Raw genomic sequence first — 13,179 nt, 5'->3', positions numbered from 1 at the left:
TTACAGCACCGCCGCTGCCGGCGGCTCATGCCAGATGCGGTGCCACATCGCCGCCAGCCGCCGGCCCACCTCGGCGCGTGCCTGCGGGCTGCCGTAGTCGCTGCGCCGCTGCTCGGGCACCATCGCCTGCCACTGGCCGTCCGCCTGGCGGGCCACGGCGAAGTTGAAGGTGTAGTCCGGCTCCAGGCCCATGCGCAGGTCGCTGAGCACCAGCGTGCCATCCACCACCTGGGCACGCATGAAGCCGCGGTTGAACCACTGCAGGCGCTGCACGGCCGGCACATCGGCCGCTTCGCGCAGGGCCTGTACGTTGGACGGATAGCCCTGGAAGTGCATCGGCCCCTGGTCGGCCACCAGCGACCGGTCGGCCACCACGTAGCCACTGGGGGTCATTGCCACCACCCGCCACAGCAGGCTGTTGAACGGCATCGGCACCGAGAAGCGCGGCGCATCGCCCAGCCCCATCGCCGCCAGCTGCTGTTGCGCGGCACGGTCCACCTGGGCCTTGGCCAGCAGCGTCCAGCCCAGGTAGCCACTGCTGACCACCAGCGCGGCGGCCAGCACCTTGCCGGCCCAGGGCCGTGCCCGCCCGAACCAGGCCAGCACGCACCCCAGCAGCAGCCAGACCGTGTAGGCCGGATCGATGATGAACACGCTCGCCCCCATCGTCGGGTGCGGGCGCAGCGGCCACCACAGCTGCGTGCCGTAGACGGTGAAGGCATCCAGCAGCGGATGGGTGACCAGCGCCAGCTGCATCGCCCAGAACCAGCGCACCGGCGCCTGCGCGACCCGGCCCCGGCCGAAACGCTTGAACAGCCACCACACCAGCGCCGCCACCCAGGGCAGCACCAGCAGCGAGTGGCTGACACTGCGATGGTCGGTCATCACCGCCACCGGGTCGGCGGCGGTGAAGCCCAGCCACAGGGCATCCAGGTCCGGCAACGTACCGAGCGCGGCACCGGCCAGCAGGGCCGCGCGGCGATGTCCGGGCGGAGCGACAGCGGCGGCAACGGCACCGCCAAGAACGATCTGGGTCAGGGAGTCCATCCGCCGATGCTAGCGCGGCGGCTTTCGCAGCGTCGACCCACCACAGGCCCGCGCTTACGCGGCGGCGGCCTGCCTGGCCGCGCCGGGCAGCTCCACCAGGGTCTGCCCGTTGTGGTCCAGCAGCCGCAGCGAACCGTCATGGTCTTCGGCCAGCGCGGTCAGGCTCTCCACCCAGTCCCCATCGTTGGCATAGACCAGCCCGTCGCGCTCGACCAGCGCCGCGCGGTGGATGTGGCCGCAAACGATACCGTCCAGCCCCCGCCGGCGCACATCCTCCAGCCCGGCCTGCACGAAGCGCTCGATGTAGCGCTCGGCCGCCCCGCTCTGCTTCTTCAGGAACTCGGACAATGACCAGTAGCGCATCCCCAGCATGCGGCGCACCGCGTTGAGCAGGTGGTTGCCGGTCAGGATGCGGTAGTACAGCCAGTCACCGAATTTCTCCTGCAGGCCGCCGAAATGGGTGATCCCATCGTAGTCGTCACCATGGGCCACCAGCAGGCGGCGGCCATCGGCGGTCACGTGGATGGCCCGACGGCGCACCTGCATGGCCGGCAGCATCAGGCCGCAGACCTGACGCAGCGATGCATCATGGTTGCCGGGGATGTAGATGATTTCAGTCCCGGCGCGGCGCAGCGCATGCAGCGCCTGGATGACATCGCTGTGCGACTGCCGCCAGTTGGCACGGCGGTGCGCCATCCACCACAGGTCGATGATGTCGCCGACCAGGTACAGACGCTCGCAGCGCACCCCGGCCAGGAACCGCGCCAGTTCGGCGGCATGGCAATGGCGCGAGCCCAGGTGCACATCGGAAATGAACACCGCGCGGCGGTGCGGGCGCAGGGTGGCCACGGGGTTCATGCCGGCACCCCCGCATCGCGCAGGTAGCGTTTGCGTTTGTTGGGGCGGATCGCGCGCAGGTCCACTTCGATCAGCCCATCGATGGAATCGCTGAAATCCGGGTCCACGCCGAAGGCCAGGAAGCGCGCCCCACCCGGCTCGCACAGATCGGTGTACTGGCGGTAGAGCGTGGGCACGCCGGTGCCGAGCGCGGCCAGGTTGGCCTTGAGCACGTCGAAGGCCGCCGCTGCATCCAGTTCACCGAAGCTGGGCGGTGCGGCGAAGTACTGGAAGGGCTGGTTGGATTCCACCAGCCCGGCCACGCCACCGTAGTAGCGCTGGTAGTACGCCACCAGCTGCTCGCGCGCGGCCAGCGGCAGCGCGGCACTGATGGACACCGCGCCGAACAGGTAGCGGATGCCCGGCTGGCATTGCAGGTAGGCGCCGATGCCCTGCCACAGGTAGTCCAGGCTGCGGCTGCCCCAGTAATCGGGCACCACGAAGCTGCGGCCCAGCTCCAGCCCTTCGGCGATGCGGGTGATCGCATCATCGGAATAGCGGAACAACGACGCGCTGTACAGGCCGGCCAGGCCGCGCCGGGCCAGGGCATGGGCGCCGCGCATGATGCGGTAGGCCCCGGCAATGCGCTGGGCGGTGCCATCCCAGATCACGATGTGCTCGTACTGGGTGTCAAAGCCATCCAGGTCGCGGCTGCGGCCGGTGCCTTCCCCCACCTGGCGGAAGGTCAGCTCGCGCAGCCGCCCCAGTTCCAGCAGCAGCGGCGCATCGGCGGTGCACTGGGCCAGGCGGATCTCCTTGCCATCGGCGGTCTGCCCCAGCAGCGTGGCCGCGGCGATCCCGGCCGCCACCTGGGCCGGTGGCACCGGCGCGGCCAGTGGCTCGGGGCCGTCGATCGCCGCAGCCGGGTCCGGGCCACGCCCCAGGGCATACAACGTGCGCCGCACGGCCAGCAGCTGCGCCCCGGGGTCGCCCTGCCCCAGCCGCATCGGTTCACCGATGCGCAGCCGCAACGGGCGCCCACGGCGGGCGAACATCTCCCGGGCCAGCAGGGCCGTACCGGCCGGCTTGAACAGGGTGGAGGCCCCGTAGAACAGCGCCGAGTTGCGCGCCTCCACCCGCACCGGCAGTACCGGCGCGCCCGCAGCCCGGGCGAAACGGACGAAACCGCGCTGCCAGCGGCCGTCGCGGATGCCACGCAGGGACAGGCGGGACACTTCGCCGGCCGGGAACACGATCACGCACTGCTCCGCTTCCAGCGCCTGCTCCACCGCCTGCAGGCTGGTGCGCTGGGCCTTGCCCCCCAGGATGCGGACCGGCAGCAGCAGGTCCTGCAGCGGGGCGATCGCCCCCAGCAGGTCGTTGGCCACGATCCGCACATCACGCCGGATGCGCCCGACCGCGTCCAGCAGGGCCAGGGCGTCCAGCGCACCGGAGGGATGGTTGGCCACGATCAGCAGCCGCCCGGTGGCCGGAATCCGCGCCAGCGCGGCCGGATCGACCTGGTACTGGCTGTCCAGGAACTCCAGCCCGGCGGCCACGAAGCCGAAACCGCGCAGGTTGGCGCTGCGCTTGAGGAAGGCCTCCACCTCATCCAGCCGCGACCAGCGGCCGACGCTGCGCAGCAGGGGCCGTGCGAACTGGCCGCGACGGCCGTGGAACCAATCGGGAAAGCGTTGCTGCAGACGCTGCTCGAGTTCTTCCATGGCGTGCTCTGTGCCCGGCGGCCGGATTGGCCGTGAGCCTGCGCCCGGGAGGCGGCAGCCACATTGCGGTTTGGCGGCAGATCGATGACGGCCCCGGCGCCGGGGCCAATGGTCACGCCAGTGGAACACTGCCCCTGCACCATGCCCCCCTGGGGCGCGCCGGACCTTGTGCTGCGGGCCACGCCGGCTTAACCACCGGCAACCCATACAGGTTCACAATGCACGGGCGGCGCACCCCGTGTATGATGCGCGCCCATCTTTCCATCCGAATCAAGGGATATTACGCCTGATGTCCAGCTACCTGTTCACCTCCGAATCGGTCTCCGAAGGCCATCCGGACAAGATTGCCGACCAGATCTCCGATGCGGTGCTGGACGCGATCCTGACCCAGGACCAGCGCGCCCGCGTGGCCTGCGAAACCATGGTCAAGACCGGTGTGGCGATTGTCGCCGGCGAAATCACCACCAGTGCCTGGATCGACCTGGAAGCGCTGACCCGCAAGGTCATCCTGGACATCGGCTATGACAGCTCCGACGTCGGTTTCGACGGCGCCACCTGCGGCGTGCTGAACCTGATCGGCAAGCAGTCCCCGCACATCGCCCAGGGTGTCGACCGCAAGAAGCCCGAAGAAATGGGCGCGGGCGACCAGGGCCTGATGTTCGGCTACGCCACCAACGAAACCGACAGCTACATGCCGGCGGCGATCCACCTGTCGCACCGCCTGGTCGAGCAGCAGGCCAAGATCCGCAAGAAGAAGAACTCGCCGCTGTCCTGGCTGCGCCCGGACGCCAAGAGCCAGGTCACCCTGCGCTATGAAAACGGCGAAGTGGCCGCCATCGACGCGGTGGTGCTGTCCACCCAGCACGCCCCGGGCATCAAGCAGAAGGACCTGATCGAGGCCGTCCGCGAAGAGATCATCAAGCCGGTGCTGCCGGCCAAGTGGCTGCACAAGGGCACCAAGTTCCACATCAACCCGACCGGCAAGTTCGAGATCGGCGGCCCGGTGGGCGACTGCGGTCTGACCGGCCGCAAGATCATCGTCGACACCTACGGCGGCTGGGCCCGTCACGGTGGTGGCGCCTTCTCCGGCAAGGACCCGTCCAAGGTCGACCGTTCGGCCGCCTATGCCGCCCGCTACGTCGCCAAGAACGTGGTGGCCGCCGGCCTGGCCGACCGCTGCGAAGTGCAGGTCTCCTACGCCATCGGCGTGGCCGAGCCGACCTCGATCTCGGTCACCACCTTCGGCACCGGCAAGATCAGCGATGAGCAGATCGAGAAGCTGATCCGCAAGCACTTCGACCTGCGTCCGTACGGCATCATCAAGATGCTGGACCTGATCCACCCGATGTACCAGCAGACCGCCGCCTACGGCCACTTCGGCCGCAAGCCGAAGGAGTTCAGCTACCTCAACGGTGCTGGCGAAACGGTCAACGCCACGGCCTTCTCCTGGGAGAAGACCGACCGCGCCGCCGCCCTGCGCGCCGATGCGAAGCTGAAGTAAGAAAGACGAAGGGCCGCGCAAGCGGCCCTTCCCTGTTCTGTAGAGCCGAGCCATGCTCGGCTTTCTTTTTGCCTGCCCCAACAGCGGCTGCCAAGCAGGGGCCCGGCTCCACACGCACCACGCCACGCCGATACAATCCGGCCATGCCTACCGAACTCAAGACCCACCAGCTGTCCATGACCGTGCTGATGTCGCCGGACATGGCCAATTTCTCCGGCAAGGTCCACGGCGGCGCCATCCTGCGCCTGCTCGACCAGGTCGCCTATGCCTGCGCCAGCCGTTATGCCGGCAGCTACGTGGTCACCCTGTCGGTGGACCAGGTGATGTTCCGCCAGCCCATCGCGGTGGGCGAACTGGTCACCTTCCTGGCCTCGGTGAACCACACCGGCACCTCGTCGATGGAGATCGGCATCAAGGTGGTGGCCGAGGACATCCTCAAGCGCAGCGTGCGCCATGCCAACAGCTGCTTCTTCACCATGGTCGCGGTGGACGAAGACGGCAAGCCCACCCCGGTGCCCGCACTGCAGCCCACCAGCTCGGACGAGAAGCGCCGCCAGGCCGCCGCGCTGATCCGCCGCCAGCTGCGCCAGGAAATGGAACAGCGGCACCTGGAACTGCTGGCATCGAACCCGCCTTCGCCGGAAGAATGAGCGCGCCCGCCGGGCATCGCCCGGCGGATGCAGGTCACCCCGTGTTCTGCACGCCCTGCGAGACGCCGTTCACGCAGGCCACCAGCGCGCGCAGCAGGTCCTCATCTTCGCGCCCGCTGGCCCGCCAGCGCTGCAGCAGGTCCACCTGCAGCACGCTGATCGGATCCACGTACGGGTTGCGCAGGCGGATCGACAGCGCCAGCCGTGCATCGTGCTGCAGCAGGGTGTCCTGCCCGGTCAGTGCCAGCACCCAGCGCGCGGTCAGCTCCAGCTCGCGCTGGACCTGCGGGAAGAAGCGCCCATGCAGGTCGCCGGACAACCGCGAGAACTGCTCGGCGATGGTGATATCGCCCTTGGACAGCACCATCGCGATGTCGTCCAGGAAGGTGCGGAAGAACGGCCAGTCGCGCGCCATCACGCGCAGGGCCGCTTCGTGGCCGGCATCGGCGGCGGCCTGCAGGCCGCTGCCCACGCCGTACCAGCCCGGAATCACCGCACGCGCCTGGCTCCAGGCGAATACCCAGGGGATCGCCCGCAGGTTGCCCAGCGCGGCATCCTGCCCCAGCCGGCGCGACGGCCGCGATCCCAACGTCATCCGCTCGATCACATCGATCGGCGTGGCCGTGCGGAAGTAATCCATGAAACCCGGCTGGCCGACGAACCCGCGGTAGGCCGTGCTGCTGGCCTCGGCCACCTGGTCCATCACCGGCCGCCAGTCGTCTTCGCGCGGCTCCGGCGCGCGCGGGCGCAGGCTGGCACGCAGGACCGCGCCGCTGGCCTGTTCCAGCGAGCGCAGCGCCAGCGCGCGGATACCGTACTTGCGGTGGATCACCTCGCCCTGTTCGGTCACCCGCAGGCGGCCGTCGATGCTGCCGCGCGGCGAGGCATCCACGGCATGGGTGGTCTTGCCACCGCCCCGGCTGATCGAGCCGCCCCGGCCGTGGAAGAAGGTCAGGCGGATGCCGGCTCCGGCCGCCACCTCCATCAACTCCACCTGCGCACGCTGCAACCCCCAGCGCGAGGCGGCGATGCCGCCGTCCTTGCTGCTGTCCGAGTAACCGAGCATCACCATCTGCACATCACCACGTGCACGCAGGTGCGCGCGGTACACCGGATCGTCCAGCAGATCGCGCAGGGTGGCGGTGCCACGCTTGAGATCGTCCACGGTTTCAAACAGCGGTGCGATGTCCAGCGGCACGGCACCTTCGGCATCGACCAGGCCACCGCGTCGTGCCAGCGCCAGCACCGCCAGCACATCGCTGCGGTCATGCGCCATGGAAATGATGTAACTGCCCAGCGCATCACCACCATGGCGTGCACGCGCATCGGCCAGTGCCGCAAACACCGCGTCCAGGCGCTGGTTGCCCTCGTCATCGGCCCGGGGCAGCGGCACTTCGCCACTGGCATGCGGACCCAGCACGCGCGCACGGCCCAGCGCGTCCAGCGCCTGCCACGCCTGCTCGCCCCCCAGCACGGCGGACAGCGCGCGCGCATGCACGCTCGATTCCTGGCGCACGTCCAGCCGCGCCAGGTGGAATCCAAAGGTCTTCACCCGCCACAGCAGGCGCTGCACGGCGAAGCCGCCGGCGTGTTCGCCACGGTGAGCGCGCAGGCTGTCCAGGACCAGCTGCAGGTCATCGATCAGCTCATCCGGGCCGGCATAAGCGCCATCGCCATCCTCCAGCGTGGCCTGCAGGCGCGCGCGCATGCGGTCGTTGAGCAGGCGGTACGGCATGTCGGCATGGCGGGGCCGCGACTGTACCTGCGGCAGCAGCTGCTGGTACCGCGCCACGCGTGCCTGCAGTGCATCACTCACCCCCACCCGTTCGGTGGACTGGCTGAGCAGGCTGGCCAGCTGCAGCAGTTCCTTCTGGTAACGCCCCAGCACGGCCTGCCGCTGTGCATCGAGCGTGTTGCGGATGGTGCTGGCATCCACGTTCGGGTTGCCATCCATGTCACCGCCCACCCAGGTACCGAAGCGCAGCAGGCGCGGCAGTGGCAGTTCCTGTCCATAGGTATCGCGCAGCGCCTGCTGCAGCGATTCGTACAGCACCGGTATCACCCGGTACAGCACCTGCACCAGGTAGAAGCCGACGTGCTCGCGTTCGTCATCGACAGTGGGCCGCACCGGCGAGGAATCGGTGGTCTGCCACGAAGCGGTCAATGCCATGCGGAAGCGCGCGGCATCGGCGGCCGCTTCGCCCGGCGTGCGCTGGCCGTCGAGGTTGTCCACCAGGCTGGCCACCATCAGCTGCTCTTTTTCCAGCAATGCGCGGCGCACGGCCTCGGTGGGGTGCGCGGTGAACACCGGTTCGATGTCGATGCGCGGCAGCCAGTGGGCCAGCTCGTCCAGGCCCACGCCCTGCGCCTTGAGGTGCTGCAGCGCATCCTGCAGGCCATCGGGCTGCGGCGCAGCGGTGCCGGCACGCTGGTAATCGCGGCGACGGCGGATGCGGTGCACGCGCTCGGCGATGTTGACCACCTGGAAGTACGTGCTGAACGCACGCACCATGGTTTCAGCCTGCTGCGGCGTGCGCCCGGCCAGCTCGGTGGCCAGCTCGGACAGCGGCGCCTGGTTTTCGCGGCGGGCGATGGCGCGGGTGCGCACGTTCTCCACGTCGTCGAAGAAGGTATCGGACACCTGCTCGATCAGCAGGTCACCGACCAGCGCGCCAAGGCGGCGCACATCATCGCGGAGCGGAAGATCGGGGGAAGCGAATTCGATGCTGCTGCGGTACTCGTTCATCGGCGACGCACGAACCTCGGGGCATGATCCGCCGCCAAGCCTACCCCAGTTCGGAGCCGTTGCTGCAGTGCGGAAATGGTTTCATCTGCACGCATCCGGGCAGCGCCGTGGTGACAGCGCCGACGGGGAAGCACCGGCCGTCGCGCGCAAGACGGCATTTTCGCGATCGGGATGAAGCACCGTCGACCAGCAGCCGACGCTCCCCGTGCTACATCGTTCCCCTGCGTCGATCCAACGCGACGATGCCAACGCGGCCCCCATTGCGGGGGCCGCGGTCATGCACGCAGCTCAGCGCTTCTTCTGTGCCTTGGCCGGCTGTGCCGGGCCGATGGTCTGCTCCAGCCAGCGCTCGCTCTCGGCCAGCATGGTCATGATCGATTCGCGTGCGCGGTACGCGTGCGATTCGTTGGGCAGCATCACCAGCCGCGCGTCGCCACCCAGGCCCTTCACCGCTGCGAACATGCGCTCGCTCTGGATCGGGAACGTGCCGGAGTTGTTGTCATCCTCGCCATGGATGAACAGGATCGGGTCCTTGATCCGGTCGGCATAGTTGAACGGCGCCATCTTCTGGTAGATGTCCGGTGCCTGCCAGTAGTTGCGGTCCTCGGCCTGGAAACCGAACGGGGTGAGCGTGCGGTTGTAGGCACCGCTGCGGGCGATGCCGGCCTTGAACAAACGGGTATGCGCCAGCAGGTTGGCGGTCATGAACGCGCCGTAGGAATGGCCACCGATGGCGATGTGGTCACGGTCGGTGACACCCCGCCGTACCACTTCATCGACAGCCGCCTGGGCGTTGGCCACCAGCTGTTCGATGTAGGTGTCGTTGGGTTCCTTGTCACCCTCGCCGATGATCGGCATGGTCGGGCTGGCCAGCACGGTATAGCCCTTGGCCAGGAACGCCTGCGGCCCCCAGTAGCTGATCGCGTTGAAGCGGTACGGCGAGCCGGTGACCTGGCTGGCCGCAGCGGCGCTCTTGAACTCCCCGGGATAGGCCCACATCAGCATCGGCCGCGGGCCATCGCGCTTGGGGTCATAGCCCGGCGGCAGCAACAGGGTGGCGGTCAGGTCCACGCCATCCTTGCGCTTGTAGCGGATCTGCGCGTTCTGCACGCCCTTGAGCTGCGGCAGCGGGTGCGCGAAGCGGGTCAACGCACGCGGGGCCGCCGTGGCGTCGGCCAGCGGCTGCACCAGGTAGTTGGCCGGTTCATCCGGGCTTTCCCGGGTCAGCAGCAGCGACGTGGCCTGCGCATCCAGCAGCGCGATCGGCTGTGAATAGGTCGGGGCCTGCGAATGGAACAGGCGGGTGGCCGTGCGCGTGTCCAGGTCGAAGCGGTCCACGAACGGGCGGTCACCTTCCGGCGAAGCACCGGCGCCGGACAGGTACACGTTGCGGCCATCGGCACTGGTCTGCAGCAACGCACGGCCGCGCGCATCACGCACCAGCAGCGGCCGCCCCGGATCGGCATAGCGGTCCTGCGCGTTGCGGTCGAACAGCAGCACCGCTTCGCGATCGGCATGGTCCGGCGCCAGCTTCCACGTGCGGGTCTGGCGCGTCTTCCACCACGACTCGTTCAACAGAGCCAGCTCGCCGCTGCCCCACTGGATGCCCATGTAACGGCTGCCAAGGCGGGCCAGCGTCACCGGCGGCGTATCGAACGGCGCGGCCTGCATGAACACCGCATCGCGGATGGCCGCCTCGCGGCCCGGGTCGCCCCCGTCCTGGGCCTCGGCCCAGACCAGCGTGGCATCGGCATCGCCACGCCAGCTGGCGCGGCGCACACCGGTTTCCACCGCATCGTTGCCTGCCGGCAGGCCATCCACCAGCGGGCGCTCGGCCAGGGTATGCACCAGCTTGCCGCGGCGGTCCAGCACCTCGATGCGCTGCGGGAAGTCTTCCACCGGCACCTGGTACGAATACGGGCGCTGCACCCGCGCACTCAGTACATAGCGGCCATCCGGCGATACCGAGAAGGCATCGAAGATGCCGGCGCTGCCGATCTCGCGCACGCGCCCTTCCAGGCTGATCTCCACCGGCTGGGCCGTGGCGTAGTAGTCGAACTGGCGCGCATCCGCCTCATTCTTCAGCAGGTCCTGGTAGGTGCGGATGGACACCACGCCGGTACCCTGGCGGGTCTGCTGCACGGCCGGGCCCATGGGGATGCCGTCGGTGGACGGCGGCGTGCCTGCGTTGGCCGGCTGCACCATCACGATCAGCCCACGGCTGTCGGGCAGCCATTCATAGCCCTCGCCCAGGACCGTATTCAGGCCGCTGGCCAGTTTCCGTGCCTGCCCGGCGGCCACGTCCACCAGCCACAGCTCATTGGCACCGGTCGCCGCATCGACACGGTTGAAGGCCAGCCATTTCTGGTCCGGCGACCAGGCCAGCGTCGCCAGCGACAGCGGCTGCGGCAGGCCGCTGATCTGCCGTTGCGCGCCATCGGCCACGTTCATCAGCCACAGCGATTCGCCAAAGCTGAACCGGCTCTCGGAAAACGTCCGCGGGTTGATGCGTACGCCGGCCAGCTTCAGCTCCGGCTGGGCCACCACCTGGATCGACGGCAGCGCAGGCATCTGCAGCAGCGCGGCCACGTCACGACGCGGCGACAGCGACAAGGTCGGTGCCCGTACCTGGTCCACGACCGCCTGCAGGGCGGCCGAGGGCAGCTCGTAGCCGGCCACCTGGCGGTCCTGCCCAGCCTCGGCCTCGGCCTGGGCGGGAGCCGACCAGGCCGTGGGCGCCACGGCCAGCAGGGCCATCGACAGGACCAGGCCGGTCCAGCGCCGCGCCGGGCGCATCTGCATGCTCATCGTTCCACCTTCCACTGCACGTAAACCGTGGACGTTAGCAGTGCCGGCACACCGTTCCATCTGCCGATGGTTGGGTCATCGGGGCGTCACGCAGGAGGCGCGATATAATGGGCATTCTCCCCTGCCGAGGGGCGCTGCGACCGGAACCCCACAGGCCCGGCCAGGCTCGGTGGGCGGCACTGCAACAACGGCGCCCGGCACGCAAACGAGCCTGCTCGTCCACAACCGGAGCTTGACCCATGAATGCTGTTGCAAAGACCTTCTCCACCGAAGGTGATTACAAGATCGCCGACATCTCCCTGGCCGACTGGGGCCGCAAGGAGCTGGACATCGCCGAGCACGAGATGCCGGGCCTGATGTCGATCCGCCGCAAGCACGCCGCCACCCTGCCGCTGAAGGGCGTGCGCGTGACCGGTTCGCTGCACATGACCATCCAGACCGCCGTGCTGATCGAGACCCTGAAGGACATCGGCGCCGACGTGCGCTGGGCCTCGTGCAACATCTTCTCGACCCAGGACCAGGCCGCTGCGGCCATCGCCGCCACCGGCACCCCGGTGTTCGCCTGGAAGGGCGAAACCCTGGAAGAGTACTGGGACTGCACCCTGGACGCGCTGACCTTCACCCTGGCCGACGGCACCCTGACCGGCCCGGAACTGGTGGTGGACGACGGCGGTGACGTGACCCTGCTGATCCACAAGGGCTACGAGCTGGAAAACGGCAGTGACTGGGTCAACACCGCGTCCGGCTCGCACGAAGAACAGGTCATCAAGAACCTGCTCAAGCGCGTGGCCATCGAGCGCCCGGGCTACTGGGGCCGCGTGGTCAAGGACTGGAAGGGCGTTTCCGAAGAAACCACCACCGGCGTGCACCGCCTGTACCAGCTGGCCCAGGCAGGCACCCTGCTGATCCCGGCGATCAACGTCAACGACTCGGTCACCAAGAGCAAGTTCGACAACCTGTACGGCTGCCGCGAATCGCTGGCCGACGGCCTCAAGCGCGCGATGGACGTGATGCTGGCCGGCAAGGTCGCCGTGGTCTGCGGCTACGGTGACGTGGGCAAGGGCTGCGCCGCGTCGCTGCGCGCCTACGGTGCCCGCGTGATCGTCACCGAGATCGACCCGATCTGCGCCCTGCAGGCGGCGATGGAAGGCTACGAGGTCAACACCCTCGAATCGACCCTGGGCCGTGCCGACCTGTACGTCACCACCACCGGCAACAAGGACATCATCCGCATCGAGCACCTGAGCGCGATGAAGGACCAGGCCATCGTCTGCAACATCGGCCACTTCGACAACGAGATCCAGGTCGATGCGCTGGTGAACTTCCCGGGCGTGCAGAAGATCAACATCAAGCCGCAGGTGGACAAGTACGTGTTCCCGAACGGCAACGCGATCTTCCTGCTGGCCGAAGGCCGCCTGGTGAACCTGGGCTGCGCCACCGGCCACCCCAGCTTCGTGATGTCCAACAGCTTCGCCAACCAGACCCTGGCCCAGATCGACCTGTGGGCCAACAAGGACACCTACGAGAAGAAGGTGTACCTGCTGCCGAAGCAGCTGGACGAGGAAGTGGCGCGCCTGCACCTGGAAAAGATCGGCGTGAAGCTGACCACCCTGACCCAGGAACAGGCCGACTACATCGGCGTGCCGGTGGAAGGCCCGTTCAAGCCGGACCACTACCGCTACTGATGCCTGCGGTGGGCCGGCCGGCGGCTGGCACTACCGGTGCATGCAACACACGGAACGGGCGCCTTCGGGCGCCCGTTCTGCGTTATCCACGCATGGCGTGGATCTACCATGGCAGCCCGTGCCATCCACGCGTGGCGTGGATCTACTGGCCATCGGTTCCCGACGCCGGCGTGGATGCCGT

The 13,179-nt window shown here is 68.5% G+C and carries 8 protein-coding genes and 1 riboswitch; of the genes, 3 read left to right on the top strand and 5 right to left on the bottom strand.

Going from position 1 to position 13,179, the window contains the following annotated elements:
• From Q9R17_RS11575 to Q9R17_RS11565, 3 genes are read right to left on the bottom strand one after another with little or no spacing between them, the layout of a single operon-like run.
• Nucleotides 1-1,047: a metal-dependent hydrolase gene (locus Q9R17_RS11575; RefSeq protein ID WP_308154792.1), complete on the bottom strand. Its 1,047-nt coding sequence runs from the start codon at nucleotides 1,045-1,047 to the stop codon at nucleotides 1-3.
• 54 nt (nucleotides 1,048-1,101) lie between these two features.
• Nucleotides 1,102-1,905, bottom strand: coding sequence for a UDP-2,3-diacylglucosamine diphosphatase (locus Q9R17_RS11570; protein WP_308154791.1), 804 nt, complete (start codon nucleotides 1,903-1,905; stop codon nucleotides 1,102-1,104).
• Complete coding sequence (locus Q9R17_RS11565) at nucleotides 1,902-3,608, bottom strand: lysophospholipid acyltransferase family protein (RefSeq protein WP_308154790.1); 1,707 nt, start codon at nucleotides 3,606-3,608, stop codon at nucleotides 1,902-1,904. The genes Q9R17_RS11570 and Q9R17_RS11565 overlap by 4 nt, the downstream gene beginning before the upstream one ends.
• A gap of 289 nt (nucleotides 3,609-3,897) precedes the next feature.
• On the opposite strand from Q9R17_RS11565, the gene metK reads away from it, so the two are divergent.
• Together metK and Q9R17_RS11555 are read left to right on the top strand one after the other, a co-directional pair.
• Nucleotides 3,898-5,109, top strand: coding sequence for a methionine adenosyltransferase (gene metK, locus Q9R17_RS11560; RefSeq protein WP_308154789.1), 1,212 nt, complete (start codon nucleotides 3,898-3,900; stop codon nucleotides 5,107-5,109).
• Nucleotides 5,110-5,252: 143 nt separating this feature from the next.
• Nucleotides 5,253-5,759, top strand: a complete 507-nt coding sequence (locus Q9R17_RS11555) for an acyl-CoA thioesterase (RefSeq protein ID WP_308154788.1) — start codon at nucleotides 5,253-5,255, stop codon at nucleotides 5,757-5,759.
• A gap of 34 nt (nucleotides 5,760-5,793) precedes the next feature.
• Here Q9R17_RS11555 and ppc read toward each other — a convergent pair whose 3' ends face one another.
• Both ppc and Q9R17_RS11545 read right to left on the bottom strand, forming a co-directional pair.
• Complete coding sequence (gene ppc / locus Q9R17_RS11550) at nucleotides 5,794-8,505, bottom strand: phosphoenolpyruvate carboxylase (protein ID WP_308154787.1); 2,712 nt, start codon at nucleotides 8,503-8,505, stop codon at nucleotides 5,794-5,796.
• Between the two features lie 288 nt (nucleotides 8,506-8,793).
• On the bottom strand, nucleotides 8,794-11,313 hold the full coding sequence (locus Q9R17_RS11545) for a prolyl oligopeptidase family serine peptidase (RefSeq protein WP_308154786.1): 2,520 nt from the start codon (nucleotides 11,311-11,313) through the stop codon (nucleotides 8,794-8,796).
• 120 nt (nucleotides 11,314-11,433) lie between these two features.
• A riboswitch (S-adenosyl-L-homocysteine riboswitch) is annotated at nucleotides 11,434-11,516 on the top strand.
• Nucleotides 11,517-11,552: 36 nt separating this feature from the next.
• On the opposite strand from Q9R17_RS11545, the gene ahcY reads away from it, so the two are divergent.
• On the top strand, nucleotides 11,553-12,998 hold the full coding sequence (gene ahcY / locus Q9R17_RS11540) for an adenosylhomocysteinase (protein ID WP_308154785.1): 1,446 nt from the start codon (nucleotides 11,553-11,555) through the stop codon (nucleotides 12,996-12,998).
• Nucleotides 12,999-13,179 lie beyond the last annotated feature (181 nt).

This window comes from Stenotrophomonas sp. 24(2023), from assembly GCF_030913365.1.
Taxonomy (GTDB): Bacteria; Pseudomonadota; Gammaproteobacteria; order Xanthomonadales; family Xanthomonadaceae; genus Stenotrophomonas.
This window is presented reverse-complemented; position numbering and strand designations above follow the sequence as displayed.

Coding starts and splice junctions, on each gene's coding strand:
- Q9R17_RS11575 (WP_308154792.1), bottom strand. CDS start 1,047: ATGGACTCCCTGACCCAGATCGTTCTTGGCGGTGCCGTTGCCGCCGCT.
- Q9R17_RS11570 (WP_308154791.1), bottom strand. CDS start 1,905: ATGAACCCCGTGGCCACCCTGCGCCCGCACCGCCGCGCGGTGTTCATT.
- Q9R17_RS11565 (WP_308154790.1), bottom strand. CDS start 3,608: ATGGAAGAACTCGAGCAGCGTCTGCAGCAACGCTTTCCCGATTGGTTC.
- metK (WP_308154789.1), top strand. CDS start 3,898: ATGTCCAGCTACCTGTTCACCTCCGAATCGGTCTCCGAAGGCCATCCG.
- Q9R17_RS11555 (WP_308154788.1), top strand. CDS start 5,253: ATGCCTACCGAACTCAAGACCCACCAGCTGTCCATGACCGTGCTGATG.
- ppc (WP_308154787.1), bottom strand. CDS start 8,505: ATGAACGAGTACCGCAGCAGCATCGAATTCGCTTCCCCCGATCTTCCG.
- Q9R17_RS11545 (WP_308154786.1), bottom strand. CDS start 11,313: ATGAGCATGCAGATGCGCCCGGCGCGGCGCTGGACCGGCCTGGTCCTG.
- ahcY (WP_308154785.1), top strand. CDS start 11,553: ATGAATGCTGTTGCAAAGACCTTCTCCACCGAAGGTGATTACAAGATC.